29 protein-coding genes are annotated in these 26430 nt (G+C 63.7%); 12 read left to right on the forward strand and 17 right to left on the reverse strand.

From position 1 onward, the window contains the following. Positions 1 to 20: 20 nt before the first annotated feature. A complete protein-coding gene (locus AB7F49_RS02160; protein WP_428519830.1) occupies positions 21 to 1265 on the forward strand; it encodes an ATP-binding protein in 1245 nt (414 codons plus the stop codon). An 18-nt stretch (positions 1266 to 1283) separates the two neighbouring features. On the opposite strand, the gene AB7F49_RS02165 is transcribed toward AB7F49_RS02160, so the two are convergent. From AB7F49_RS02165 to AB7F49_RS02190, 6 genes are all read right to left on the reverse strand, one after another. Continuing rightward, positions 1284 to 3284, reverse strand: a complete 2001-nt coding sequence (locus AB7F49_RS02165; protein ID WP_428519832.1) for a methylmalonyl-CoA mutase family protein — start codon at positions 3282 to 3284, stop codon at positions 1284 to 1286. Between the two features lie 23 nt (positions 3285 to 3307). Further along, positions 3308 to 3559 carry a GlsB/YeaQ/YmgE family stress response membrane protein gene (locus AB7F49_RS02170; RefSeq protein WP_428519834.1) on the reverse strand — a complete coding sequence of 84 codons (252 nt, stop codon included), beginning with the start codon at positions 3557 to 3559 and terminating at the stop codon, positions 3308 to 3310. Positions 3560 to 3769: 210 nt separating this feature from the next. Then, a complete protein-coding gene (locus AB7F49_RS02175; protein WP_428519836.1) occupies positions 3770 to 5056 on the reverse strand; it encodes a type III PLP-dependent enzyme in 1287 nt (428 codons plus the stop codon). Then, positions 5043 to 6578, reverse strand: coding sequence for an AMP-binding protein (locus tag AB7F49_RS02180; RefSeq protein ID WP_428519838.1), 1536 nt, complete (start codon positions 6576 to 6578; stop codon positions 5043 to 5045). Before AB7F49_RS02180 ends, AB7F49_RS02175 begins: the two co-directional genes overlap by 14 nt. Then, the gene (locus AB7F49_RS02185) at positions 6578 to 6838 is read right to left on the reverse strand and encodes an acyl carrier protein (RefSeq protein ID WP_428519840.1); all 261 of its coding nucleotides are present in this window, start codon (positions 6836 to 6838) and stop codon (positions 6578 to 6580) included. Before AB7F49_RS02185 ends, AB7F49_RS02180 begins: the two co-directional genes overlap by 1 nt. A gap of 22 nt (positions 6839 to 6860) precedes the next feature. Beyond that, positions 6861 to 7706: a hypothetical protein gene (locus tag AB7F49_RS02190; protein WP_428519842.1), complete on the reverse strand. Its 846-nt coding sequence runs from the start codon at positions 7704 to 7706 to the stop codon at positions 6861 to 6863. A gap of 218 nt (positions 7707 to 7924) precedes the next feature. On the opposite strand from AB7F49_RS02190, the gene ccrA reads away from it, so the two are divergent. Next, positions 7925 to 9199: a crotonyl-CoA carboxylase/reductase gene (gene ccrA, locus AB7F49_RS02195; protein WP_428519901.1), complete on the forward strand. Its 1275-nt coding sequence runs from the start codon at positions 7925 to 7927 to the stop codon at positions 9197 to 9199. Positions 9200 to 9204: 5 nt separating this feature from the next. On the opposite strand, the gene AB7F49_RS02200 is transcribed toward ccrA, so the two are convergent. Beyond that, entirely contained in the window at positions 9205 to 10068 is an 864-nt protein-coding gene (locus AB7F49_RS02200; protein WP_428519844.1) for a YihY/virulence factor BrkB family protein, read from the reverse strand. Positions 10069 to 10136: 68 nt separating this feature from the next. Further along, a complete protein-coding gene (locus tag AB7F49_RS02205; protein ID WP_428519846.1) occupies positions 10137 to 12098 on the reverse strand; it encodes a methyl-accepting chemotaxis protein in 1962 nt (653 codons plus the stop codon). Between the two features lie 224 nt (positions 12099 to 12322). Between AB7F49_RS02205 and AB7F49_RS02210 the strand changes: the two genes are divergently transcribed. The 7 genes from AB7F49_RS02210 to AB7F49_RS02240 all read left to right on the forward strand — a co-directional run bounded on the left by AB7F49_RS02210 (position 12323) and on the right by AB7F49_RS02240 (position 18183). After that, the gene (locus tag AB7F49_RS02210) at positions 12323 to 14002 is read left to right on the forward strand and encodes an acyl-CoA dehydrogenase family protein (RefSeq protein ID WP_428519848.1); all 1680 of its coding nucleotides are present in this window, start codon (positions 12323 to 12325) and stop codon (positions 14000 to 14002) included. A 117-nt stretch (positions 14003 to 14119) separates the two neighbouring features. Beyond that, complete coding sequence (locus AB7F49_RS02215) at positions 14120 to 14572, forward strand: host attachment protein (RefSeq protein WP_428519850.1); 453 nt, start codon at positions 14120 to 14122, stop codon at positions 14570 to 14572. Between the two features lie 58 nt (positions 14573 to 14630). After that, positions 14631 to 14822, forward strand: coding sequence for a twin transmembrane helix small protein (locus tag AB7F49_RS02220; protein ID WP_428519852.1), 192 nt, complete (start codon positions 14631 to 14633; stop codon positions 14820 to 14822). Between the two features lie 4 nt (positions 14823 to 14826). After that, on the forward strand, positions 14827 to 15411 hold the full coding sequence (locus AB7F49_RS02225; protein ID WP_428519853.1) for a cob(I)yrinic acid a,c-diamide adenosyltransferase: 585 nt from the start codon (positions 14827 to 14829) through the stop codon (positions 15409 to 15411). Positions 15412 to 15571: 160 nt separating this feature from the next. Then, on the forward strand, positions 15572 to 16324 hold the full coding sequence (locus AB7F49_RS02230; protein ID WP_428519855.1) for an electron transfer flavoprotein subunit beta/FixA family protein: 753 nt from the start codon (positions 15572 to 15574) through the stop codon (positions 16322 to 16324). Next, complete coding sequence (locus tag AB7F49_RS02235; protein ID WP_428519857.1) at positions 16321 to 17265, forward strand: electron transfer flavoprotein subunit alpha/FixB family protein; 945 nt, start codon at positions 16321 to 16323, stop codon at positions 17263 to 17265. Before AB7F49_RS02230 ends, AB7F49_RS02235 begins: the two co-directional genes overlap by 4 nt. Positions 17266 to 17301: 36 nt before the next feature. Continuing rightward, positions 17302 to 18183, forward strand: coding sequence for a 3-hydroxybutyryl-CoA dehydrogenase (locus tag AB7F49_RS02240; protein WP_428519859.1), 882 nt, complete (start codon positions 17302 to 17304; stop codon positions 18181 to 18183). 44 nt (positions 18184 to 18227) lie between these two features. Here the strand turns inward: AB7F49_RS02240 and AB7F49_RS02245 are convergent, their stop codons facing one another. The 3 genes from AB7F49_RS02245 to AB7F49_RS02255 all read right to left on the reverse strand — a co-directional run bounded on the left by AB7F49_RS02245 (position 18228) and on the right by AB7F49_RS02255 (position 20431). Further along, complete coding sequence (locus AB7F49_RS02245; RefSeq protein ID WP_428519861.1) at positions 18228 to 19004, reverse strand: SDR family oxidoreductase; 777 nt, start codon at positions 19002 to 19004, stop codon at positions 18228 to 18230. Positions 19005 to 19082: 78 nt separating this feature from the next. Next, positions 19083 to 19751, reverse strand: a complete 669-nt coding sequence (locus tag AB7F49_RS02250; RefSeq protein WP_428519863.1) for a glutathione S-transferase family protein — start codon at positions 19749 to 19751, stop codon at positions 19083 to 19085. A gap of 35 nt (positions 19752 to 19786) precedes the next feature. Beyond that, the gene (locus AB7F49_RS02255) at positions 19787 to 20431 is read right to left on the reverse strand and encodes a dihydrofolate reductase family protein (protein ID WP_428519865.1); all 645 of its coding nucleotides are present in this window, start codon (positions 20429 to 20431) and stop codon (positions 19787 to 19789) included. An 88-nt stretch (positions 20432 to 20519) separates the two neighbouring features. On the opposite strand from AB7F49_RS02255, the gene AB7F49_RS02260 reads away from it, so the two are divergent. From AB7F49_RS02260 to AB7F49_RS02270, 3 genes are all read left to right on the forward strand, one after another. After that, the gene (locus tag AB7F49_RS02260; protein WP_428519867.1) at positions 20520 to 21023 is read left to right on the forward strand and encodes a winged helix-turn-helix transcriptional regulator; all 504 of its coding nucleotides are present in this window, start codon (positions 20520 to 20522) and stop codon (positions 21021 to 21023) included. A 38-nt stretch (positions 21024 to 21061) separates the two neighbouring features. Next, positions 21062 to 21850: an SDR family NAD(P)-dependent oxidoreductase gene (locus AB7F49_RS02265; protein ID WP_428519869.1), complete on the forward strand. Its 789-nt coding sequence runs from the start codon at positions 21062 to 21064 to the stop codon at positions 21848 to 21850. A 93-nt stretch (positions 21851 to 21943) separates the two neighbouring features. After that, a complete protein-coding gene (locus AB7F49_RS02270) occupies positions 21944 to 23401 on the forward strand; it encodes an N-acetyltransferase family protein (RefSeq protein ID WP_428519871.1) in 1458 nt (485 codons plus the stop codon). A gap of 90 nt (positions 23402 to 23491) precedes the next feature. On the opposite strand, the gene AB7F49_RS02275 is transcribed toward AB7F49_RS02270, so the two are convergent. From AB7F49_RS02275 to AB7F49_RS02300, 6 genes are all read right to left on the reverse strand, one after another. After that, positions 23492 to 24016 carry a DUF1579 domain-containing protein gene (locus AB7F49_RS02275; RefSeq protein ID WP_428519873.1) on the reverse strand — a complete coding sequence of 175 codons (525 nt, stop codon included), beginning with the start codon at positions 24014 to 24016 and terminating at the stop codon, positions 23492 to 23494. Between the two features lie 38 nt (positions 24017 to 24054). Next, a complete protein-coding gene (locus AB7F49_RS02280; protein WP_428519875.1) occupies positions 24055 to 24591 on the reverse strand; it encodes an SRPBCC family protein in 537 nt (178 codons plus the stop codon). Between the two features lie 11 nt (positions 24592 to 24602). Next, positions 24603 to 25112 (reverse strand): SRPBCC family protein, encoded by a 510-nt coding sequence (locus tag AB7F49_RS02285; protein ID WP_428519877.1) that lies wholly within the window; start codon positions 25110 to 25112, stop codon positions 24603 to 24605. Positions 25113 to 25141: 29 nt separating this feature from the next. Then, on the reverse strand, positions 25142 to 25567 hold the full coding sequence (locus AB7F49_RS02290) for a VOC family protein (RefSeq protein WP_428519879.1): 426 nt from the start codon (positions 25565 to 25567) through the stop codon (positions 25142 to 25144). Positions 25568 to 25651: 84 nt separating this feature from the next. Further along, positions 25652 to 26014, reverse strand: a complete 363-nt coding sequence (locus tag AB7F49_RS02295; protein ID WP_428519881.1) for a DUF1428 domain-containing protein — start codon at positions 26012 to 26014, stop codon at positions 25652 to 25654. Positions 26015 to 26051: 37 nt separating this feature from the next. Further along, a partial coding sequence (locus AB7F49_RS02300) for a DUF899 family protein (RefSeq protein ID WP_428519883.1) occupies positions 26052 to 26430 on the reverse strand: 379 nt, incomplete at its 5' end.

Here is a 26430-nt window from a genome sequence, read left to right on the forward strand (position 1 = left end):
TGGCCCCAGGCGGCCATGCCATGCTTTTTTTCGGCCGAATCATGGGGCGGGGCACACCAAAACACAAAGCCACGACGCAGGCGCGCAAAGCCGCGCGCAAGCGCAAACCTGCCTCGCCGTCACACCGCCGGGCTGTGGAAACTGCGCTCGCATCTCTTGCGCACGATATCCGCACGCCGCTGACGGGCATCCTCGCGCTCTCGGAACTGCTCGCCACCTCCGACCTGTCGGAGCGCGAACGTGGCTGGGCGCAGGCGATTCACGATGCCGCAGATCATCTTGCCCAGCAGACTTCGATTGTACTCGATGCGGTGAAGGCCGGTCGCGCGGGGCTGATCGTCCGCAAGGATGTGTTCGCGCCGCGCAAACTCGCCGAGGCGATTGCAGCCTCGCTCTCGGCGCGTGCCGGCACGAACGGCCTGGCGGCGGAGGTTGCCATTGCCGCCGATTTTCCCGCGCAAGCGGTCGGCGATCCGGTGCGGTTGCGCGCGGCACTGGAAAATCTGATCGACAATGCGGTGAAGTTTACCGCACGCGGCCGCGTCGGCTTCACGGTCGGGGCGGAGACCCGTGCCCGCGGCCGCACCATGCTCCGATTTTCCGTCAGCGACAGCGGCATCGGTCTGACGAAAGCGGAAATCGCAAGACTGTTTCGTCCGTTTGCGCAGGCAAGCAGAGATGTGTCTTTGCATTTTGGAGGCACCGGCCTCGGGCTTGTCCTGGTCAAGCGGCTGGCACAGGCGATGGGCGGCGATCTCACGGTTGCAAGCAGGAAAGGCGAGGGCTCGACCTTTACGCTGACGGTGATGGTGCATGCCGCACCCGGCCCGCGAAGCCCGACGTCGGCGGACGAAGCCGCGGCCGCACATCCCGCGCGGTCGCTTCGCATCCTCTGCGCCGAGGACAATCCGTATGGCCGTGCGGTCCTGAATGCGATTCTGACCAGGCTTGGGCATTCCGTGGATTATGCAGGCACCGGTGAGGCGGCCGTGAGTGCAATCGCACGGGGTGGCTACGATCTCGTCCTGATGGATGTGACGCTGCCCGGCGTGGACGGGCTGGAGGCCACGCGTCGGATTCGCGCGCTTCCGGGACGCGCGGCGCAGGTCCCGATCATCGGCTTGTCCGGCCGAACCTCGGACGATGATGCAAGCAATGCCCGCGTGGCCGGGATGACGGATTATCTGCCGAAGCCGGTGAGTCCGGCGGCGTTGGTCGAGGCGCTGGGGCGCGTAGCCACCCAGCAGCAAGAAACGGCCGCGTGAGGGCGCGCAGGTTGCGCTTCAGACGGTGGCCTTCGCGCTCGCCTGTTCCACGATCCGCACTACATCGGACATGATCTGGTTGATCTGGAAATTCTTCGGCGTATAGACCGCCGCGATCCCGGACTTTTTCAGCGTCACCTCGTCCTCCGGCGGTACGATGCCGCCGACCACGACCGGGACATGATTCAGTCCTTCGGCGCGCATGCGCTCGACGACGTCGCGCACCAGCGGCACGTGGCTGCCCGACAGGATCGACAGCCCGATCACATCGACGCCTTCGTCCTTCGCGGTCTTGACCAGTTCCGCCGGTGTGAAGCGGATGCCGCCATAGATCACATCCATGCCCACATCGCGCGCGCGCACCGCAATCTGCTCGGCGCCGTTGGAATGGCCGTCGAGGCCCGGCTTGCCGACCAGGAATTTCATCCGACGCCCGATCTTCTGCGACACTCGCTCGACTTCGGCGCGCACCGGCTCGAGCTCCTCGCCGCCGACCTGACGCGCGGCCTTCGGCACGCCGGTCGGTGCGCGATATTCGCCGAACACCTCGCGGAACACCGCGCCCCATTCGCCGGTGGTGACACCCGCTTTGGCGCAGGCGATCGAGGCCGGCATGACGTTGACGCCGTCTTTCGCCGCGCGGCGCAGTTCAGTCAGCGCCGTGTCGACCGCCTTCGCGTCGCGCGAACTGCGCCATGCATTGAGCCGCGCGATCTGCTCGGCCTCCACCTCGTGCGAGACCGTCATGATGGCGTCGATGCCGCCGGTCAGCGGCGAAGGCTCGCTTTCGGTGAACTTGTTCACCCCGACCACGACAGAGTTGCCGCTCTCGATCGACTCCAGCCGCTTCGTATTGCTCTCGACCAGCTGCTGCTTCATGTAGCCCATCTCGACTGCGGCGACCGCGCCGCCGAGCCGCTCGATGGTGGCGAGTTCTTCCTTCGCCGCGCGGATCAGCGCATCGACCTTGTTCTGGATCTCGGTCGAGCCGTCAAAAATGTCGCCGTATTCGAGCAGGTCCGATTCGTAGGCGAGAATCTGCTGCGCGCGCAGCGACCATTGCTGGTCGAACGGCCGCGGCAGGCCGAGCGCCTCGTTCCAGGCGGGAAGCTGCACCGCGCGGGCCCGCGCCTTCTTCGACAGCGTGACCGCCAGCATCTCAAGGAAGATGCGGTAGACGTTGTTTTCCGGCTGCGGTTCGGTCAGCCCGAGCGAATTGACCTGCACGCCATAGCGGAACAGCCGCTGTTTCGGATCGGTGACGCCGTAGCGCTGAGCGGTGATCTCGTCCCACATCTCGACGAAGGCGCGCATCTTGCAGATTTCGGTGATGAAGCGCATGCCGGCATTGACGAAGAACGAGATGCGGCCGACCACCTCGCCCATCTGTCCGTCGGCGACTTCGCCGGACGCCTTCACCATGTCGAGCACCGAGATCGCGGTGGCGAGCGCATAAGCCAGTTCCTGAACGGGCGTCGCGCCTGCTTCCTGCAGATGATACGAGCAGACATTCATCGGATTCCATTTCGGCATTTCCTTCGTCGTGAACAGGATCGTGTCCTTGATCAGACGCATGGAGGGGCCGGGCGGAAACACATAGGTGCCGCGCGACAGATATTCCTTGATGATGTCGTTCTGGGTCGTGCCGGTGAGCTTGTCTCGCGGTGCGCCGGTCTCGTCGGCGACGGCGACATAGAGCGACAGCAGCCACGCCGCCGGCGCGTTGATCGTCATCGAGGTATTCATCTCGGCGAGCGGAATGCCGTTCAGCAGCGTCCGCATGTCGCCGAGATGGGAAACCGGCACGCCGACCTTGCCGACCTCACCTGCGGCGAGGACGTGATCGGAATCGTATCCGGTCTGGGTCGGGAGATCGAAGGCGATGGACAGACCCGTCTGGCCCTTGCCGAGATTCTGCCGGTAGAGCGTATTCGACTTTTCGGCGGTCGAATGCCCGGCATAGGTCCGGAAAATCCAGGGTCTGTCCCGTTTCGGTTTGTCGTCCGCGCTTTCGCCCATTCAATCTCCGCGCCGCATTGCTCCTAGCGTCTGAAGAAGCCGATGATCACGAGCAGGATCACCGCGCCGATCATCGCGTTGATAATGGCCGCGATGATGCCGCCGCCGATCACAATGCCGAGCCGCGGAAGCAGCCAGCCGGCGATGAAGGCGCCGACGATGCCGACAACGATGTTGCCGATCAGTCCGAATCCGTAGCCCTTCACGATCAGACCGGCGAGCCAGCCTGCGACGCCACCGACGATCAGCCAAACGATAAGGCTTTCGATACCCATATCTGTCTCCCCGACATGCGCAGGGACCGCTGCTCAGCCTCGCCCCCGCGGCTTCGAATTGCAGCGGGAACATCGTAGTCCGGCCGTACCGCCAAGTCAGCGGGTATGGCCGAGTAATCCCGGGCTATCAGGCGTTGACGCGCGCCTGTTGCATCGCAGCATATCCGGTTGTGCGATGCGCGCAACCGTCCATTTGGACCGGGGTAGCGATCAACCGATGGACGCGACGCGGCCGTCGTCGATCAGTACCTCGACCGGTCGCGGATGGCTGAGAAATCCGGCCGGACTGGCCGACAATCCATAGGCGCCGGATTGCATCACGGCAATCAGGTCGCCGGCCTGAAGCGGCGGCAGTTCCGCGGCGCGTGCCAGCGTGTCCAGCGGCGTGCAAAGTGGCCCGGTCACGGTGCAGCGTTGCAACCGTGCTTCATCCATGCGTGCCGGCGCGAGCACCGGATAATCGCGCTTGATGACCTGACCGAGATTTCCGGATGCAGCGAGATGATGATGCATGCCGCCATCGGTCACGATGAACCGGGTCCCGCGCGAGACCTTGTTCGCAACCACGCGCGCAACATACAGCCCACCCGGGCCGGCAAGATAGCGGCCGGGCTCGACGATGACGCGCGCGCCGCGAAGCAGCGGCTCGGCATCCTTCGCCGCGGCCAGCGAATCGATGCCGCGCCGCACGGCGGCGAGATCGAGAGAACCGTCTCCGGAATAGTAGGGGATTCCGAGGCCTCCGCCGAGATCGATGCTGCGCAAGGGCGCACCAACGGCACGCGCGACGCGGGCGGCAACATCGAGCCCGTGCCGCCATTGCGCCAGGAGCACGCCGGCGTCCAGAATCTGCGTGCCGGCGAACAGATGCACACCGCACAGGTCGAGTTGCCCGGCTTCGGCGATTGCGTCCAGCGCATCGCCGATCTGCTCCTCGTCGAAGCCGAATGGAGACGCCTTGCCGCCCATCCGCATTGCGCCGCCCTGCGCCTGGGCAACCGGATTGATGCGCACCGACACAGCGACCCGTTTGCCGGCACGTGCAGCGATGCGGTTGGCGCGGGCGATTTCCTCGAAGCATTCGACATGCAGTTCGCCGATGCCGTCGCGGATGACCCGGTCGAGTTCGTCGTCCCGCTTTGCCGGACCTGCAAACAGGATGTCCCTCGCAGGGGCGCCCGCCTCCCGTGCGCGCTCATATTCCCCGCCGGAGGCGATTTCGATTCCGGCGCCGAGCGCCACGAAGATGTTGGCGATGGCCGGGTTGGGATTGGCCTTGATCGAGAAAAAGATATCGGCAAAGCCGCCCAGTGCTTCCTTCAGCCCGGCAAAGCAATGCCGAAACACCGCGGCATCGTAGACATAAAGCGGAGTGCCGAACCGCTCGGCGAGCGACTCGACGGAAATGCCGCCGGCCAGCAGATCGTGACCGCGAACCGTGTAATGCCGACCGACCAGCAGGTCCGCGAGCGTCCCGGCGCTCTCAGTGGCCAGCATGACCGGACCGCTGCGCCACCAGCGCCTTGTAGTCGACCTTTCCGTTGGGTGTCGTCGGCAATTCGGGAACCAGTTCGATGTCGCGCGGCAGCATGAATGATGCGAGCTTCTCCGACGCCGCCGTCAGCGCAGCACCCACGTCGATCGCGTTGCCGCGCCCGATCGCGACCGCATGCACGCGTTCCCCGATCAGCGCGTCCGGAATTCCGATCACGGCGATCTGCCGGAACTGCCCGGTCGCCATCAGCACTTCCTCGACCTCGGTCGGGCTGATGCGATAGCCGGACGACTTGATCATGGCGTCGTCGCGGCCCACGAAAAAGAAGTACCCTTCCTCGTCCTGAACGACGAGATCGCCGGAATAGCAGACGATATCGGCGCCGCAGGACGCGTCGACCAAAGGGTTCGTTCGCAGCACGCGCGCGGTTTCGTCCGGACGTTTCCAGTAGCCCTGCGACACGGTCGGGCCGCGATGCACCAGAATGCCGGGCTCGCCGGGCTGCGCCCGGCGGCCGTCCGCGGTCACGGCAAACACCTCGCATTCGGGAATCGCCCGGCCGATCGACGTGGGGCGGCGGTCGACCTCGTCGGGTGGCAGAAAGGTGGAACGAAAGGCCTCGGTCAGCCCGTACATGAGGTAGATGCTGGTGTTGGGCAGGAGTTCGCGCAGACGCGCGGTCGTCGCCGAAGGCACCGCGCCGCCGGAATTGGTGATGTAGCGGAGCCGGGGCAGCGGCGTCTTCGGCAGCAGCGGCGCGGCACGCGTCAGGATCGACCATACCGTCGGCACGCCGGCCAGACCGGTGCAATCGTGGTCGCGCAATGCGCGCACCACCTCGTCACCGAAGCGGAATGTCAGCAGGACCATGGAAGCGCGCTGCTCGACCGCGGTCAGAAGCTGATTCAGGCCGTAATCGAAACTGAGCGGCAGGATCGACAGAATGCGATCGTTCGCATCAATGCCGAGATAGCTGCGCACGATACGGGTGCCGGCAATCAGGTTGCGGTGACTGAGCATCACGCCCTTCGGCCGGCCGGTCGATCCCGAGGTGTAGAGAATTGCGGCAAGGTCCTCCCCGATCGCAGCCGACGGCGGCAGGTCGTGTGCGGCCGTGGGCGACATCGCCCCGATATCGAGGACGGTCAGCCCGTTCAGCCCCGCCATGGCTTCGCCATGCGTCTTGCGGTGGCCGGCATCGGTGATCAGGATGCGGGCTTCGCAATCCTCGACGATGTGGCGTGCCTGTGCCGGCCGCAACAGCGGGTTGACCGGAACGCAGACGCCTCCGGCGCGGCTTACCGCGAAGATTGCGGCGCATTCCTCGACCGTTTTCGGCAGCAGGATCGCAACCCGGTCGCCACGCCGCAGTCCGGCCGCCTGCAAGGCGCAGGCATAGCGGCGTGCCATGGCGCGCAACGCGGCATAGGTCAGGCTTTGGCGGCCATGGATGAGGGCGACACGGTCGCCGCTGCCGCGGTCGTCTTCGCCGAGCAGATCATGGACCAGGAGCGGCGTGCGCATCACGATCGCTTGCGCTCCACAAAGGCGACCAGGTTGCCGAATGTCTCGAAGTTGCCTGGCTCAAAATCCGAATCCGATATTTCCAGTCCCAGCCGCTCGCCCAGAAACGTCGCGAGATCGAGTATCCCGAGCGAGTCAATGATGCCGCCGGCAAGCAGCGGGGTCGCATCCTCCAGCGGCCGTCCAGCCAAAGCCGGAAAGCGCTGGCAAAGATAATCGGCAACCACGGTCCGGTTGTGGATCTTTTCCGGTGACAGCACGTTCGCTCCCATCTTTGCCTGGTCAAACCTGAAGAAAGACAAATTCCGAATAGGTGAAGTCGCAGGGCGCCGGCGGCGTCGGGCCCTTGTAGAAGGTCGGTGCGGCGCGTTTCGTGAAGATGCTTCCGGCGATCCGCTCGCGGCGATTGCCGTTGATGGCAAGCAGCGCAAACCTCTCGCGCAATAGGAAACGTGAGATCGCCGGAATATGCGCGAACACGGCGGCGCGGTCGTCGGCAAAGATCAGGCGCGCAACCGGAACGCCGCGGTGGACCTTGCGCGAGAAGATCAGGGGGCGCAGAGCCGCGCCGTCCCACAGGCCTCCGACGACGCAGTCCAGCGCGGCGTGGTCGTCCATGATCCGGCGGACCGGATCTGCAAACGCATCCGGAGACAGCGCATGAAGCGGTACCACGCGCGACGCCCCGGCGGTCCGGATCGCGAATGCAGGAAGCGGGAAGATCAACGTCCCTTCGGTCCAGTTCTGAAAGCCGAGGCGGCTGATCATGGTGCGGACCGACGGGCTCGGGGTCAAATCGGTGTAGAGTGTTGCCGCGCAGGCGGCGATCGATTGCAGCATGCGCGGGGCGCGCCATCGCTGCTCGGGGTCGACGTACCAGCTCGACAGGTTCACGATCCGCGGCGCGGCGTCGCCGTCGGATCGCGGGCTTGGAATGGCCAGCATGACGCCAACATGCCGGCCTTTCTCCTCGAGCAGATAGGCGGCGCAGGCAGCGGTGCTGCTCGCCGCGGACCGGCGCAACCGGGCAAGCGCCGCGGTCCACTGCGCCGCGCGCATGGCGGGAAACCCGCGCGAGAGGATCGGCAGGGTCTCGTCGAGGCCTTCGAAACTGATCGGACGCAACATGCTCCTCGCCCCGGGAAAACCGGACAGAGCCGCGTTTTTCGCCCGTAAAAATTGAGAAACCGCCTATGACGGCGGGTGCGCGACAGTCTGCCGCAACACTGATGGCCGTGGTTCAGGCAGTACCGTAGTTTTGCGGATGCAACTTTTTGGTGTTTCGAACTCTGTTGCGGCGCAATATGGACTGCGTCACAATTCGCTAAGCATAGAGCCGGAGCCCCATCGCCATGACAGCCGCGCCGAAGCTTCAGATGGTCAAGGATTTGTATGCGGTCGGAGAAATCCCTCCGCTGGGCCAGGTCCCCGAGAAGATGAATGCCTGGGCCATCCGGCAGGAGCGGCATGGCCCGCCCGAACAGTCGATGCAGATCGAAGTGGTGCCGACCTGGCCGATCGGCGAGAACGACGTGCTGGTGCTCGTGATGGCGGCAGGCGTCAATTACAACGGCATCTGGGCCGGCCTCGGTCAGCCGATCTCGCCCTTCAACGTCCACAAGCATCCCTATCATATCGCAGGTTCGGATGCGTCCGGGGTGATCTGGGCGGTCGGCTCCAAGGTGAAGCGCTGGAAGGTGGGCGACGAAGTCATCGTCCACTGCAATCAGGACGATGGCGACGACGAGGAATGCAACGGCGGCGACCCGATGTTCTCGACCTCGCAGCGGATCTGGGGTTACGAGACGCCCGACGGTTCGTTCGCGCAGTTCTGCCGGGTGCAGTCGCGCCAGTTGATGGCGAAGCCCTCGCATCTCACCTGGGAAGAGGCGGCCTGCTACACGCTCACGCTTGCGACCGCCTATCGCATGCTGTTCGGTCATCCGCCGCATACGCTGAAGCCGGGCGACAACGTCCTGGTCTGGGGGGGCTCCGGCGGTCTCGGCGTGTTCGGCGTGCAGCTTTGCGCGGCGTCGGGCGCCAACGCAATCGGCGTGATTTCCGACGAGACCAAACGCGATTATGTACTGGGCCTCGGCGCCAAGGGCGTGATCAACCGCAAGGATTTCAATTGCTGGGGGCAGATGCCGACCGTCAACACGCCCGAATACAACGAGTGGGTGAAGGAGGCGCGCAAGTTCGGCAAGGCGATCTGGGACATCACCGGAAAGCGCGACGTCGACATCGTGTTCGAGCATCCCGGCGAGGCGACCTTCCCGGTATCCTGCCTCGTCGTGAAGCGCGGCGGCATGGTGGTGTTCTGCGCCGGCACTTCGGGGTTCAACATCACCTTCGACGCGCGTTACGTGTGGATGCGGCAGAAGCGCATTCAGGGCTCTCACTTCGCTCATTTGAAGCAGGCCAGTTCGGCCAACCAATTCGTGATCGACCGCCGGATCGATCCCTGCATGGGCGAAGTGTTTCCCTGGGACAAGATCCCGGCCGCGCACCAGCTCATGTGGAAGAACCAGCACAAGCCCGGCAACATGGCGGTGCTGGTCTCGGCGCCGCGCACCGGCTTGCGCAATCTCGAGGATACGATCGAGGCCGTGGGGGCGTAGACGCGCTACGCCGCCGCGCTGGCTGACAGGTCTCCTTCGGCTCGCATTTTCGAAATCATCGCGTTCAGTTCGCCGCCATAGATGAAGATCGAGGCGGTGAAATAGAGAAACACCAGCGCGATCATCGGCGAGGCGAGGCCGGCATAATAGACCGAATAGGTGAATGCAAAATCCGCGAGATAGCGGCCGAAGACGACCCCGGTGATCAGCCAGAGAAGCAGCGTTGCGACGATTCCGGGCATGATCTCGCGCCAGCGCCGCTGGCCCGCCGGCAGCCATTTGTGGACCACGAATAGCGGGACGATCAGAAGCACCGTCGCGGTAGCCAGCCGCACAAAGGTCACCATGTCGGCGAACGGTTCGAGCGGCGGGAAACGCCGGATCAGCGCGGTCCAGATCAGCGGCGCCAGCAGCACGAGGAAAGACAGCGCAAGCAGTCCGATCGCAGCCAGGATGACGTATCCGATCGATTCCAGCCGCAGCAGCCACACCGAGCGGGTCTCCACCACCGTGTAGGCGCGGTTCAGCCCGATCCGCAGGCTCTCGATCCCGCTCGACGCGAAATAGAGCGCGAGCACGGCACCCACCGTCAGCACCTGCCCGTGCGCGCCGACCAGCACATTGTGGATTTCGCGCGAGATCGGACCGGCCACTTCCTCGGGCCAGGCTTCGAGGACGAGACTGGCCGCCTCGTCCGCGAGATATTGCGATCCGAACACGCCGGCAAGCGCGGTCAGCACGAGAAAGAACGGGAACATCGCCATCAGGGTCGACAGTGCAATATGGCTGGCGATCGCCCAGCCATCGTCGGCATTGAACTGCCAGAAGGCATCCATGGTGACGCGGTATGATCGCTTCAGGAAGATCAACGGTGACCCCGGTGCAGTCGCTCCCTGCGACATAGGCAAAGGTTGCGGCCGGCTCAAGGGCGGCGCGCTCAGGCGGCCTGAACCGTGATCAGGAATTGCCGAACCTGCGAATCGAGCCCTTCCGCCTCGAGCGCCAGCGTATCTGCGAGCGCCTTGACGTCGGCCGCGGTCGCGCGCGCCGCGATGGTGGCGGTGGAAACGCGGCTCATTGCGGCGGCGCCGTTCCGCGCCTCGCCGGAGGCGTTGCTCACCCCCTCGGCGATGATCGCGACCGCGGAATTCTGCTGCTCCACCGTGGCCGCGACATTGGCCGCGATCGCCGACATGTCCTCGATGATGCGATTGACCTGGGTGATCGCCTGTGCCGCATCGGCCGCCGCCGACTGAATGGAACCGATCTGACCTGCGATTTCCTCGGTCGCGCGCGCCGTCTGACCGGCGAGCGATTTCACTTCGGATGCCACCACCGCGAAGCCGCGGCCGGCCTCGCCCGCGCGCGCCGCCTCGATGGTGGCGTTCAGAGCGAGCAGGTTGGTCTGCGCGGCGATCGACGAAATCACGCTGATCACCTCGCCGATGCGCGTGGCCGCGCTGGCAAGCTCCGTCATGGTTGCGCTGGTACGTCTTGCTTCCGAAACCGCGCGCCCGGCAACCTGGGTGGATTGTTGCGCCTGTCCCGCGATCGCGCCGATCGAGGCGGCGAGTTCCTCGATCGAGCCGGCGGCCGCAGTCACGTTTCCGGATGCGGCCAGGACACGCTCTTCCGCCGTGCCCGCTTCAGCGGACATGTCGTCGGCCGACGCGTTCAGCCGGCTTGACGCCGATTCGAGCCGATGCGCGGCACCGCGAACGCGGCCAAGAGCGTCGTCCACCGAACGCTCAAAGCCTGCGATCGTTGCCGCGATGGTCTGGCCGCGTATCTCGCGCGTCTTGGCGGTCTCGCTTTGGGCCGCCGCCAGGCGTTCGCGTTCCAGCGTGGTGTCGCGAAATACGATCACGGTCCGCGCCATGTTGCCGATCTCATCGCGTGCGCCGGTACCGGGAATGACGGCCGCGGTGTCTCCGTTGGCCAGTCTGGCCATCGCATCGCGGAGGCCCTGCAGGGGCCGCGTGATGCTCCAGCCGATCAGCAGGCTGAGCGCAAGGCCAAGCCCGACGGCCGCGCATCCGACCGACAGGATGATCGTCCAGGTACGACTCTGCGAGGCAGCGAGTTGCTCCGCCGCGCGGGCCGCACCCTCGCTGGCAGCCGCTATGATTTCGTCCGCCGCCGGGGCCAGCTGCTGGGTATCCAGGTCGATCACCTTCAGATTGGGCCGCACCTTGTCGGCAGTCGCCGACCAGGCCGAGAAGGTATCGGCGAAGGCCTTGACGCGGCTCTCGATATCGGCGCGCTGCTCGGCGGTTGCCTGCACGCTTTCCATCGTCTTCTTGAAATGCTCGTACTCGAAAAAGAACAGGGAATGCGACATGCTGTTCGACTGCAGCCGCTGTTCGGCCTCGAATCGCCGCATCAGGAGCAGCGAAACCAGAAGCTTCTTGGCATCCGCGTCACCCAGCCAGTCAATTCCCTGATTGATGACGCGCTCGACTGACGTTCCGGTATCATGAAGTTGCCGCCGCAGGCCGTCGGCTTCCGAAAATCCGAGCTGCCGCTGGTCCCTGACGACGTCGGCGAAACGAGAGGCGGTTTCCTTCAGGCGATCGGCGATCGGCGCGATTCTGGCGCGCTGGCTTTTGTCGATCTCGCGCTCGATGGAGGCAAATTTTTCAAGGGCGACGGCATTCGCGCTTTCGAAGGCGGCGATCAATTCGTCGTTCGGGCCGACGGCAAAATCGCGCGCCGCGATCCGCATCTGCCCGATCGCTTCCTTGAGCCGGTGACTGGCGTCGGCCATGGCATCAGCGTGCCGGTAGCGGTCGAAGGCATCGGCGACCTGACGTTCGCCCGACATGAAAGCGATGCCGTTGGCCAAGAATCCCAGAACGGGGATCAGCGCAATCAGCAGGATCCGGGTGCGCACCGACATGCGACGGATCAACCGCGAGGGGGCAACGCTCGGCAGAGCGCTCCGTCGGGGGGAACTTGGATTCGGCGCGGCCTGAATCATCGCTTGCCTGCGAATTGGGCAAACGCAAGGAAAGCCGTAAATGGTTAATTATCCAGTAACCAAATCCGGTGCAGGGCACGGTTGCTTTTGTGCGCTGCACCATTACTCTGGCGTGAACGTCAATCCCTAACAGGGGCTTACCGATGGTAGCCGCGCCGCAACGGTCCGAAACGTCCGACCCTTTCATCCCGCGGGCACAGGAAGCGGTCGGGGTTGCCGAAGCGCTGCTGCAGGATGCGCAGATTGCGGTGCGCAAGCGGGTGGCGATCGAGGGCGGCGACACCATGGGCCGGGTGTTCGACCGCGAGCAGCGCGCAACCCATGGACTGGCCTGGCTTGCAACCTATGTCGAGGCGTTGCGCCAGCTCGTGGCCTATGCCGAACGCATGCGGGCCGAAGGCAAGTATGGCGAGATCGAGGACCTGCAGGTCCGGATCGGAGTCGGTGAATATCTGGCGCAGATCCTGGGCGGCATCCCGATGAGCCAGGGCGAGATGGTGCGGCTGTCCGATCTTGGGCTGGCGCATGCCGATGTCGCAGCGCGCCTGACGCCGGCGATCCAGCACCTGATCGAAACCGGCAATACCGCGGCAAGACGGGCGCGTCTGGTGGAGATCATCAACCATCACACCGAGCCCACCTATGGCAATGCCGGTCTGGACGAAACGCTGGAAGCGATCCGCGAGGAGATGCGCAAGTTCTCGACCAGCGAGGTCGTTCCCTACGCGCAGTCATGGCATCTCAAGAACGAATATATCCCGCTCGATGTGATCGGGCAGATGTCGGAACTCGGGGTATTCGGACTGACCCTGCCCGAGGATTATGGTGGAATGGGTCTCGGCAAGGAATCCATGTGCGTCGTGTCCGAGGAATTGTCGCGCGGCTATATCGGCGTCGGCTCGCTCGGCACGCGTTCGGAAATCGCCGCCGAACTCATACTTGGCAGCGGCACCGAGGAGCAGAAGCGCAAATGGCTGCCGCTCATCGCGTCCGGCGAGATCCTTCCCACTGCGGTTTTTACCGAGCCCAATACCGGCTCCGACCTTGCCTCGCTGAAGACGCGCGCGGTTCGCGAGGGCAACGTCTACAAGGTCTACGGCAACAAGACCTGGATCACGCATCCGGTTCGCGCCGACCTGATGACGCTGCTGGTCCGGACCGATCCGAAGCAGAGCGGCTATCGCGGCCTGTCCATGCTGCTTGCGGAAAAGCCGCGCGGCGACGACGGCAACCCGTTTCCCGCGCCCGGCATGTCAGGCACCGAGATCGAGGTGCTCGGCTATCGCGGCATGAAGGAATACGAGATCGCGTTTGACGGGTTCGAGGTGAAGACGGAAAATCTGCTGGGCGGGATCGAGGGCGCGGGCTTCAAGCAGTTGATGCAGACCTTCGAGGCCGCGCGCATCCAGACTGCGGCGCGCGCCATCGGGGTCGCGCAGGCGGCGATGGATCAGGGGCTGGTCTATGCCCAGCAGCGCACCCAGTTCGCGCGGCCGATCATCGAGTTTCCCCGGGTTGCCGACAAGCTTGCGATGATGGCGGTGGAAATCCTGATCGCGCGCCAGCTTACCTATTTTGCCGCGCGGCAGAAGGATTCCGGACGCCGCTGCGACCTCGAGGCCGGCATGGCCAAGCTGCTCGCCGCCCGCGTCGCCTGGGCCGCCGCCGACAATGCCGTGCAGATCCACGGCGGAAACGGATTCGCGCTGGAATTCCCGGCCTCGCGCATTCTGTGCGATGCCCGCATTCTCAATATTTTCGAGGGCGCGGCCGAAATCCAGGCGCAGGTGATCGCCAAGCGGCTGCTGGACGGGAGCAACTAAGTCGCTTGTTGCCGCGCAAGTCCGTCGCGGCAACCGAAAACGTCCTCCGGCGTTGATCCGCCGCAAGGCGGGGCCATATCTCATGTACCATGGTGGTGGCCCACAAGGAGGACGTTGATGTCAGCGAAGCCAGTCAAGATCGAGCAAGATGAATGGGTCATCGTCTGCGACGGCGCCAAGGCGCTGTTTCTTCAGAATGCGGGCGACTCGAAATTTCCGAACCTGCAAACCCGCGAAGTGATGGAGCAGGAGGTGCCGCCGACCAGCGAACTTGGCACCGACAAGCCCGGCCGCTCGCACTCGTCGGTGGGGCCTGGCCGGTCTTCCGTGCAGCAGACCGATTTCCATACCCAGCAGGAAGAAGAATTCCTGCGCTCGATCATGGCGAAGCTCGATGCCGCCGCGCAGGCTGGACAGATGAAGGCGATCATTCTGGTGGCGCCGCCCCGCGCCCTCGGGGTGCTGCGCCAGCATTACACGCATGCGCTCAAGCAGGCGATTCGCGAGGAAATCCAGAAGGACTACGTGAAGATGCCGGTCTATGAGATCGAGAAGCATCTCGCGGCATAGGCCGCGGGCGATGAGCCGGCCGGTGGTTTTGCCGGCGGGCCGGTGGTAGAAGCGGAAGATGTCCAATCCGTTCTACAGTCTCGTTCCATTTGCCATTGGCGCGGTCGCCATCGTTCTCGTGCTCGGTCTCGTCAACATGCTGCGCGGCGGCTCGCCGCATGTCTCGCAGAAGCTGATGCGGCTGCGCGTGCTGTTGCAGGCGATCGCGCTGGTGATCATCATGCTGGCCATATGGATGATGGGGCGCTGACAACATGGTCGTGCTCAACCGCATCTATACCCGCACCGGCGACGACGGAACGACCTCGCTCGGCTCCGGCGAGCGGCGCAAGAAATACGACCTGCGCGTCGACGCCTATGGCACGCTGGACGAGGTCAATGCCGTGGTCGGAATCGTGCGACTGCATACCAAGGAAGACGCGCAGCTCGATGGCATGCTCGCGCGAATCCAGAACGACATCTTCGATGTCGAAGCAGACCTGTGCATCCTGGACGGCAGCAAGGGCAAGGGACCGGGCGGCGCCAAGCTCAATGTGACGGGCAAGCAGGTCCAGTGGATCGAGCGGCAGATCGACATCCTGAACGATGACCTGCCGCCGCTGCGGTCCTTCATCCTGCCGGGCGGGACGCCTGCCGCCGCCTATCTGCACCTCGCCCGCACCATGTGCCGCCGCGCCGAACGGCTCATGGTCGAATTGCGCGACCAGCCGGGCGAAGAGGTGACGCCGGAGGCCATTCAGTACGTGAACCGGCTCTCGGATTTCCTGTTCGTCGCCGGCCGGCACGCCAATGATCGTGGTGAAAAGGACGTGCTGTGGCAGCCAGGACAGCACCGCTGAGCGGATTTCTCATGCATTCACTTGGTTTTGTCGTCGGTTGCCGTGCCTGCCCCGGGATTGCCGATGGCGGTGAATCCGGCCTGCCATCCATGCCGTTGACACCCGCGCCCTACCACTCTTAGTTAGCCGCTCGATTTCGCATCTGCGAAGGCTTTACGTCATGAAAATTCTCGTGCCCGTCAAACGGGTTATCGACTACAACGTGAAAGTGCGGGTCAAGTCGGACGGTTCCGGCGTCGAACTTGCCAATGTCAAAATGTCGATGAACCCGTTCGACGAGATCGCGGTGGAAGAGGCGATCCGCCTGAAGGAAGCCGGCAAGGCGACCGAGATTGTCGCGGTTTCGATCGGTCCGGCGCAGGCTTCGGAAACCATCCGTACCGCTCTCGCGATGGGCGCCGACCGCGGTATTCTGGTGAAGGTGGACGCGATGCCTGAGCCGCTCGCGATCGCCAAAATCCTCAAGGGCATCGTGGAAGCCGAGCAGCCGGGTCTGGTGATCATGGGCAAGCAGGCGATCGACGACGATTCAAACCAGACCGGCCAGATGCTTGCAGCGCTGCTCGGCTGGCCGCAGGGCACTTTCGCCTCCAAGGTGGTGATTGATGGCGACGGTGCGTCGGTCACGCGCGAAGTGGATGGCGGGCTGCAGACGGTGAAATTGAAGGGCCCTGCGATCGTGACCACCGACCTGCGGCTGAATGAGCCGCGCTATGCGAGCCTGCCCAACATCATGAAGGCCAAGAAGAAGCCGATCGACGAGAAGTCGCCGGCCGATTACAGCGTCGATGTGAAGCCGCGGCTCGAAGTGTTGAAGACGGTTGAGCCTGGTGGCCGCAAGTCCGGTGTAAAGGTGGGTTCGGTGGCCGAACTGGTTGAGAAGCTCAAGAACGAAGCGGGCGTGCTCGGATGACGACACTTCTCATTGCGGAGCACGACAACGCGCATCTGAAGGATGCCACCGCCAAGGCGATGACGGCTGCCAGGGCGATCGGCGGCGACGTTCATGTTCTGGTGGCCGGCAAGGGTGCGAAGGCTGCGGCGGATGCCGCCGCAAAGCTCGACGGCGCGAAGAAGGTGCTGCTTGCGGACGGCGATGCCTATGAGCATCAGCTTGCCGAGCCTCTGGCTGCGCTGGTCGTTTCGCTCGCCGGGGACTACGACGCCATCGTCGCGCCGGCGACCACCACCGGCAAGAATTTCATGCCGCGGGTCGCGGCACTGCTCGACGTGATGCAGATTTCCGACATCGTGAAGGTGGAATCGCCCGACACATTCGTGCGGCCGATCTATGCCGGCAACGCCATGCAGACGGTGAAGTCGACCGATCCGAAGAAGGTCATCACGGTGCGGACCTCGACCTTCCCGGCCACCGGCGAGGGCGGCGCGGCGCCGGTCGAGACCGTGGCGGCCGTGGCCGACCCGGGCGTATCGAGCTTCGTGGGCGAGGAACTCTCGAAATCCGACCGGCCCGAACTGACCTCCGCCAAGATCATCATCTCGGGCGGGCGGGCGATGCAGAACCGCGAGAACTTTGCCAAATATATCGAGCCGGTCGCCGACAAGCTCGGCGCCGCGATGGGCGCCTCGCGCGCCGCGGTCGATGCCGGCTACGCGCCGAATGACTGGCAGGTCGGACAGACCGGCAAGGTGGTGGCGCCGGAGCTTTATATCGCGGTCGGAATTTCGGGAGCGATCCAGCATCTCGCCGGGATGAAGGATTCCAAGGTGATCGTCGCGATCAACAAGGACGAAGAGGCTCCGATCTTCCAGGTCGCCGATTATGGACTCGTGGCCGATCTCTATCAGGCGCTGCCGGAACTCGACGCAGAACTGGACAAGATCAAGCGCTGACAACAGCTCCCCTGCCGGGGAGGAGTGAAGGACAAAATGGCGCAGGACATTCGCAAGGTCGGCGTGATCGGTGCAGGACAGATGGGCTCGGGCATAGCCCATGTCTGCGCGCTCGCGGGCTTCGACGTGAAGCTGCACGACATCTCTGCCGATCGCATCAAGCAGGCGCTCGCCACCATCAATGGCAACATGGCGCGTCAGGTGGCCAAGAAGATCATCACCGAAGACCAGCGGCAGACAGCGATCACGAAAATCGAATCCGCACCGTCAATGGACGATTTCGCCGATTCCGACCTTGTGATCGAATCGGCAGTCGAGCAGGAGGACATCAAGAAGAAAATCTATGGCGCACTGTGCCCATCACTGAAGCCGGAAGCGATTCTGGCCACCAACACCTCTTCGCTGTCGATCACGCGCCTCGCATCGGCAACCGACCGCCCGGAGAAATTCATCGGCATCCATTTCATGAATCCGGTGCCGTTGATGGAACTCGTGGAGATCATCCGCGGGATTGCGACCGGCGACCAGACCTTCGAGGCTTCGAAGGAATTCGTCACCAGGTTGCACAAGACCATCGCGGTGGCGGAGGATTTCCCGGCCTTCATCGTCAATCGTATCCTGCTGCCGATGATCAACGAGGCGATCTACACGCTCTATGAAGGCGTCGGCACGGTGGATGCGATCGACACCGCGATGAAGCTCGGCGCGCATCATCCGATGGGGCCGCTTGAACTTGCCGATTTTATCGGGCTCGATACCTGCCTCTCGGTGATGCAGGTGCTGCATGACGGGCTTGCGGATACAAAATACCGGCCGTGCCCGCTGCTGGTGAAATATGTCGAGGCTGGATGGCTTGGCCGCAAGACCAAGCGCGGCTTCTATGATTATCGCGGCGAGAAGCCGGTCCCGACGCGGTAGCCGCTGTCTCACGCGGTTGGCCGGTGCGATCTGCGAGCCCGCGGTCAAGTCCTGTTGATCGAGACCCCGCCGTCGCTCAGCATCGCGCTGCCGGTCACGAAGCTCGCGGCGTCGGATGCCAGGAACAACGCGGCGCGCGCCTGTTCTTCCGGCATCGAAATGCGTTTGAGCGCATGCATGCCACGCACGAACGCCCTCATGTCTTCCGTCTTTGTCATCTCGTCGGCCATCTGCGTCTGGGTGCCGCCGGGCAGGAGCGCGTTGACGCGGATGCCGAGCGGGCCGTACTCGACCGCGAGCGATTTCATCAGGCCAATCACGCCCGCTTTGCCGGCGGAATAGGCCGCGACGCCCGGCATCGCGGCGGTATAGCCGACGAAGGAACTCACGAAGATCATCGAGCCTGCGCCGCGATCGAGCATCGCCGGTATCTGATATTTCGCGGCGAAGAAGGCGCCGGTCAGATTGACTGCCAGCGTCGCGGCCCAGTCAGCAGACGCTATCTCGTGCGTCGCGCCCACCGGCCCGAGCGTGCCCGCATTGTTGACGGCGATATCGAGGCTGCCGAATTGCAGGCGCGCGGTTTCGACCAGTTGCCGGGCGTGACGCTCGTCGGAGATGTCACCGGCCACGGCGAAAGCGCTGCCGCCACCTCGAGCGATATCGTTGACCAGGACGTCCAGCAGATCGCGACGTCGCGCGCCGACAACGACACACGCCCCGTTTGCCGCAAACAGCGACGCGATTGCCCGCCCGATACCGGAACTCGCGCCCGTGACAATGGCGACCTTGCCGCTGAGGGCGGTTTGCGCGACGTCCATTCCAATCCTCCATCTTGTAACGACGAGATGCGAGAATTGGCGGGCGGCGGCCACCCGAAAGCTGACAGCGGTCCGAGACTAAGCCGCGTCATCCTTCGGAAACATGTCGAGATACGGCTTCGCCTCTTTCAGCACGCGCAGGAAAGACGCGCGCCGCATCAGACGCCCCAGATAGGCGGCGACATGCGGGTGGCCGTCGTTGAGCGGCATGACCTTGTCCGCGTAGAACAGCGCCGGCGCGGCGGCGCAGTCCGCCATGGTGAAATTCTCGCCCATGATCCAGGCCACCGAAGGCCGGCCGGCAATGTCGCGTTCGATCATGTCGAGCGTTGTGCGAAGATGAGCCTTCGCGTGCTCCACGCCGTAGGGATCGCGCTTGTCCGCCGGCCGCCGGCGATCGAACACCACGCGCTGCATGTTCTGGTTCACGTAATTGTCGAACACGCGATCGTAGACATGCATCTGCGAGGCGATGTCGGCATCGTCCGGGACAAGCCGCGTGCGTCCGGGATAATGCCGGTCGAGATGAACGATGATCACGCTGGTTTCCGGGATGATCCGGTCCCGCGCGGCGTCGCGAAGGACCGGAAATTTCCCGACCGGCCAGATGGCTTTGAATTCGTCGCCCTGCGCTTCGTCGAACAGGTCGACGATCTGCGGCGTGAACGGCGTGTCGTTCTCGTAAAGCGCTGTCAGCACCTTCATGCAGAACGACGACAGCGGATGGAAATAGAGCGTGAGCGACATGCAGAACTCTCCGGCTGTTTGCGCGGGCGGCTAATCTAGCATTTCGACAACACCACGTGCATGGCGTTCGGTATCGTGGCGTACTCGCTGCGCTTGTAGCCGAGCTTCAGCAGGTCGATCCCGGCGAGAAGAGGCTCGCCGGATCCAAGCAGGACCGGCGAGACGACAAGATGCATCTCGTCGACGAGTCCTTCCTGCAGATATTGCCGGATCGTGGCGGCGCCGCCGCCGACGCGGATATCCTTGCCGCTCGCGGCTTCGACTGCGCGTTCCAGCGCCGCGTGAATGCCGTCGGTTACGAAGTGGAACGTTGTGCCGCCGTCCATGGTGATGGAAGCGCGCGGGTGGTGCGTGAGCACGAAGACCGGGCAATGGTACGGGGGATTTTCACCCCACCATCCTTTCCAGCCATCGTCCGGCCAGTCTCCGCGAGATGGCGCGAACATGTTGCGGCCCATGATCCAGGCTCCGATATTCTCAAAGCCGCGCCCGGCAAATTTGTCATCGACGCCCGTCGAGCCGCCCTCCTGCCCGAACATCGCCCGGAAGGTGCGAGTGGCCAAGACCCATTCGTGCAGTCCCATCCCGCCAATGCCGAGGGGGTTTTCCAGGCTCTGATCAGGACCGGCGCCATAGCCGTCGAGGGAAATGGCAAAGCCGTGCACCCGCAGCTTCGACATTCCACGACTCCTTACTGATATCATTATACAACCAGTTGCAGAATAAGATTACAGTGACAGAATGCAAGCGGCTTTTTGAGGGGCCTGAATGGACGACCTCCACCGGTCCGGCTGTCCGATCAATCTCACGCTGGAGGTGGTGGGCGACAAATGGAGCCTGCTGATCATCCGCGACATCATCTTCGGCAACCGGCGGCATTTCCGCGAGCTGCTGACGCAGTCGGAGGAAGGCATCTCGTCGAACATTCTCGCAGATCGCCTCAAGACGCTGGTCGGGCAGGGCATCCTGACGCGCAGCGATGACCCGACCCACAAGCAGAAAGGCATCTACAGCCTGACCGAGATGGGCATCGCGCTTTTGCCTGTGCTCGGGCAGATGGCCGTTTTCGGACGCAACTATCTGCCGGTGACGCCGGAGCTGTCGATCCGCGCGCAAATACTGGAGGAGGGTGGCCCGAAATTGTGGGCCGACTTCGCGCAGGAACTGCGCGAGATGCATCTCGGCGTGCCGGCAGCAAAGCGCAGGCCGGGCGAGTCAGTACGCGAGCGGCTGCAGCGGGCCTACGAAGAGGTTGTTGCGCGCAACCGATGATGATGCGCTAGGCTGCCGTCGTGCACGGAGAAACAGGCATGGCGGCGGAGAATGCAAAGGTTGTCCTGGTGACGGGTGCCGCGCGCGGCATCGGACTTGCGACCGCGCAGAAGTTTCTGGCCGAGGGCTGGAACGTCGCGCTGCTCGACATCGACGACGAGAATCTGCATCGCACAATGGTCGCGCTGGCTCTGCCGGAGCGGACGCTTGCGCTGAGCTGCGACGTCGCCGAGGCGGACGGCGTCAGCCAGGCGGTGACGCGATCAGCCGCGCATTTCGGCCGGCTGGATGCGCTGGTCAACAATGCCGGCATTGCGATCTTCAAACCGCTGCTCGAAACCACGCCGGAAGACTGGGCGCGGACGCTCGCGGTCAATCTGACCGGTCCGTTTCTCTGCACGCAGGCCGCGGCACCGCTGATCCGCGACAGCGGCGGCGGCTCTATCGTCAACATCACCTCGATCTCGTCACTGCGCGCCTCCACCCTGCGGGTCGCCTACGGCACCAGCAAGGCCGGTCTTGCGCATCTGACCAGGCAGCAGGCGGTCGAACTCGCCGCGCTCGGCATCCGGGTCAATGCGGTTGCCCCGGGCCCGGTCGAGACGGCGATGGCGAAAGCGGTGCATACGCCGGAAATTCGGGCCGATTATCACGACACCATCCCGCTCAACCGCTACGGGCTCGAGGAGGAACTGGCGGAGACGATCTTCTTTCTGTGCAGCGACCGCGCCAGCTACATCACCGGCCAGATGATCTCGGTCGACGGCGGTTTCGAAGCCACCGGCATCGGCCTGCCGACGATGCGCGGTGCGCGCAGGAACGGTTAAGGTTCTTGGTGTTGAACGGATGTCATCCGGCCAGTCTCATTCTGGATATCCGGCATTCTTCATCAGACCGCTGACCAAGGATCGGTCGACACCATGACATCGCCATCACATCCGCGGCTCTGCGAATTGCAGTTGATGCTTGACCCCGGGCGCAGCGAACTGGTGCGCGCTTTTGTGCGCGAGGCGGCGCTCTCGGAAGGCGTGCCGACAGCCTGTGTGAGCCGGATCGCGGATGACAGCGCCGCGGCCTGGCTGGCACTTGCCACCGCAACGCCCGGGGATGAACGCGTCCATGTCGCGGTGTCGGTCTCTCGCGGCGAGGTCATGGCGAAGATTCTGCTGCCCGGTCACTCACGCTTTGCAAACGCGGTGGCGTCGCTCGGCGGCCGCTTGCGGCCAGACGCCGGCATCTCCTGCCGCGAATGCGGAATTGACAGCTGGGAGGTGAGCCTTCACCGCAGCTTGACCGACCTCACGGAGGCGCACCACGCGCTTTCCGAGCCCCCTGCCGAACCGGCCGCGCCGCCGATCACCGGCGACATTCGTATCGACCTGCCCGAGAAAGGCGACGCGCCGGCAATCGCCCGATGCTTCCTCGCGGTCTACGGCCACCACTATGTCCATGCGGAGGTTTTTGCGCCCCACCGGTACTGGGCACGCGTTGAGAATGGTGAATTGATCCCGGTAGTGGCGCGCGGCGGCAACGGCGAAGTCATCGGCCATCTCGCGCTGGAACGAGAATCCGGCGCGGTGGTCGCCGAACGGGGCGAGGCCGTGGTCCTGCCGGCGTACCGGGGCCAGCACTTGCTGGAGCGCATGACAGAGCGCCTCTCTGCGGAAGCGCCGAAGCGAGGCCTTCAGGGCATTTATGCCGAGCCGCTGACGATCCACACCTTCTCGCAACGCAACGACGAGCGTGCCGGCATGCCGGTCTGTGCGGTCTTGCTCGGCGCGAATCCGGAGGACTTCCGCCCCAAGGATATCGCCTGCCCCACCGCCGGACAGCGCCAAAGCTATCTTCGGACTTTTCGGTTCGTGCAGCCGCCGGCGGCGCGCGCCATTCAGGCCCCTGCGCCCTACCGGGAGATGCTGCTCAAGATCTACGAAAGCCTCGGTGTGACCGTGACGGTTGCCGCAGCATCAGGGGCGGCTGTCCCGGAATCGCGCACCGGGATTAGGGTCAATGATCGCGGCTATGGCGTCATTCAATTCGAGCGGATCGGTCCGAATGCCGCCATCGAGCTCGACCAGGCGTTGCGCGACGTGTGCGCGCTGCGGGCTCAGTCGGTACAGCTTTCGGCCCCGATCGCCGATCCGGGTCTCGTGGCCCTGACGGAGGCGGCCCGCGGCCTCGGCTTCTTCTTTTGCGGCGTCGGGCCCGCATTCGCGGACGGCGCGGACCTGTTCCTGCTCCAGCGGCTCAGCGAGCCGCTGGACACCGGCAAGCTTCAGCTCTTCACCGAAAAGACGAAGGAACTGGTTGCCTTTATCGATCGCGATCGAAGCGCATCGATGCAGGCCTCGAATTCGCGTTCGGGCGCAGCGTCATAGTCGCATCCGATCGCGCCGTGATCGAGGAAAGGTCGGCTCACTTCAAGATCGGCACAGGCGCCGGCCTCGGGCCGGCGCCGGATGGCTCCGTCACTTGCGCCGGTAATGAGCGGTCATGAATTTCATCCAATGGCCGTCCGGTCCCTGCATCTGCGACGACAGGATCCAGTGGTCGTCGTTCTCGACCGTAACGATGTCCTGATATTTTGACATCGTTCCGTCGCCCGCCATGCTCGGCCCTTCGGCGTCGAGCGTCAGCACCTTGCCCGATGCATCGAGCGTGCCCTCGTAGAGCCACAGATGCGTCATCATCGACGCGATGAAGGTGCCGACGAACTTGCGCTTGGCCGGGTCGTAGCCGAGCGTGATGATGCTTTTCATCTCGCCGCCGCCGGGCATCTCGCCCGAGCCCTCATTGAGAAGCCACAGCCCGCCAAGCGAACGGATGGCGCTTTGCCCTCCCGATTTCATCGGCGGCTGGTCCGGCCCCATCATGCATTCGCCCTCGAAGCTCCATTCGCCTACGAGCCGCGTCAGCCAGCGATGCTCCCTGGTCGGCTCCGCCATCATTGCGCAGTCCTGCGTGGCGGTTTCGGTCTTCTCTGCGACGGACATTCTGTCTCCTCCTTCTCTCTGGCTTGAACGAGCAGTCGTCAGCGCTCGGCGAGCGCCTTCAAATCCTTGAGGCCACGCTCCATGTCGCCGCCGACCATCTTGTCGAGGCTCATAAATGTGCACATGACTTTCGACATGATGTTCATCGGCCCGTGCAGCGCCCAGGTCATATCGGTGGCGTTACCTTTCGGCGCGAGCGTATATTCGACGACGTTGCTCGCCGTCATCGGGCGGGTCATGTCGAGCTTGAGCGTGACCTTGGATGGCGTGACATCGGCGACCGTGAGAGCGCCGGCGCCGACATCGCCGTTGCCGTCCCATTCAAGTTTCGCCCCAGGGCCGGTCGCGGGACCGCTGAAAGTCTTCTTCATGGCGGGATCCTTCTTCTCGTAGGGCGACCATTCGGCGCCGCGGCGCAGGTCGGAAAGAATTCCGACCAGCTTCTCGGGCGGGGCCTCGATCGTCATCGCCCGCTGCACGCGGAAGGTGTCGGGCTGGGTCACGGCGGCATAGGCAACAAGTCCGGCAACGCCCACGGCAAGCACCGCCACGATGATGAGGATCGTCTTCAGCATGGAAATCTCCGTTATCGGCAAAGCAGCGCGTCGAGCTTGTCGAAAATGCTGGTGAAGCTGACGTGTATCGAATCGAACATGCCGACGAACGCACTGATCTCGGCAGGCGAGGCGTTGATCGGCGTTGATCGGGCGGTCACGATGGTTGTGCCATCCTTCTCCGCAAAGGTCACCACGTTGTGGAATTCGAGCGGAAAGGAATCGCGCAATTGCGGGAACGGTGCGCGGGTGAGGCCACCATTTTCGTCGGAAAATGCGTTGACATATTCCAGCCGCTCCGGCGCACGGATCAAACCATACACAAAGCGGCCATAGATCGGGTGGCCGGGCTGGAACTCCATCGCGTAGTGGAACATGCCGCCGGGCCGGAAATCGAGTGATAGCACGCGGATAGCCGCGCCCTTCGGTCCCCACCATCGGGTGAGCTGGTCTGCTTCGCTGTAGGCGCGCCAGACGCGCGCACGGGGCGCCTGAACGATGCGGCTGATGACGAAATCCCGCTCGATATCGGTCATCGTCATGCGAGCGATCCTTTGCGGGAGTTGGAGCCTCAGTTCTTCTTGAGCGGATGCGCGAAGCTCCAGGCGTGGCCATATGGGTCCAGCACCTGGCCATAGCGATCGCCCCAGAAGGCGTCCCACGGCTCCATCATCACCGTGCAGCCGGCGTCGGTTGCGCGTTTCACCGCCGCGTCGCAATCGGGCACGAAGAGATGCAGCACGAAGGTGGTCGCGCCGTTTGTCTTCGGGCCCAGCAGCTTGTTGCCGCCGTGCTGCTCGCGAAACTCGGGAAAATCATCCATCAGATATATATGACAGCCATTGACGATCATCGCGGCATGCATCAGGCGTTTGCCGTCCTCGGCCGGCATGCGCATCAGTTCGGTCGCGCCGAACGCGGTCTTGTAGAAATCCAGCGCATCGGCGGCGCCTTCGACGACGAGATGCGGGACGACGCCTTGCGGTTGTTGGTCCATGTTCGATTTCCTTGATGTCATTTGTGGACGAGTCGGCTCATCCGGCCGCAATGGCCGTGTGAATGTTCGGCCCCACCGTGCCCGTCAGAGATCGACGAAGCTCTTGAAGCCGCCCCAGAACATGCGCTTGGTGTCGAACGGCATTTTTTTCGGGTCGCTCATCATCTCGGCAAGCCGCTTGTCCTTCATGACTTTCTTCATGATGGAGTCGCGCTGCTTGCGCGATTTGTAGGTGATCCAGGAGAACACAACGACCTCGCCCTTCTTGAGCTTCACGGCTTGCGGAAATGACGTCCACTTGCCGGGCTTCACATCATCGGCCACGCATTCGTGGTAATCGATTGCGCCGTATTCCTTCCAGACCTTGCCGGCAAGGGTCGCAAGACGCGCATAGTCCTTCAGTTTCCTCCTCGGCACCGGCAAGATGAATCCGTCGACGTAAGCCATCTCAATCTCCTCGAAACCTTGGCTGTTATCTTTTCGCTCAGTTTGAGCGGCAGCAATCGGCACCTTGGGCAGCAACCCATCGTCCGGTTGCGGCCACGTGGCCGTCACTGCCGTAGCGGTCGCGGTGACGCACCCAGTCGGTCAGGTTGAAATGCGGGCCGTTCTCGTTGCGTCCCTTCGGGGTGAGGTCGAGCAGCATGTAGGAACCCAGCACCTCTTCGGCGCCACGGCCGAAGGTAGAATAGGTGTGGAAAATCTCGCCGTCATCGTTCTTGTAAAAGACGCTGAATCCCGAAAGGTCCTCCAGCGGAACCCCGGTCTCCTGATAATTGTAACAGGCTTTGCCTTCCTTCACTTGCTCGGGCGTGAAGGAGACATTGAAGTCGTAATTGAAGTCCGATCCGAACGACGAGACC

This window comes from Pseudorhodoplanes sp. (genome assembly GCF_050250235.1).
In the GTDB taxonomy this organism is placed as follows: Bacteria; Pseudomonadota; Alphaproteobacteria; order Rhizobiales; family Xanthobacteraceae; genus Pseudorhodoplanes.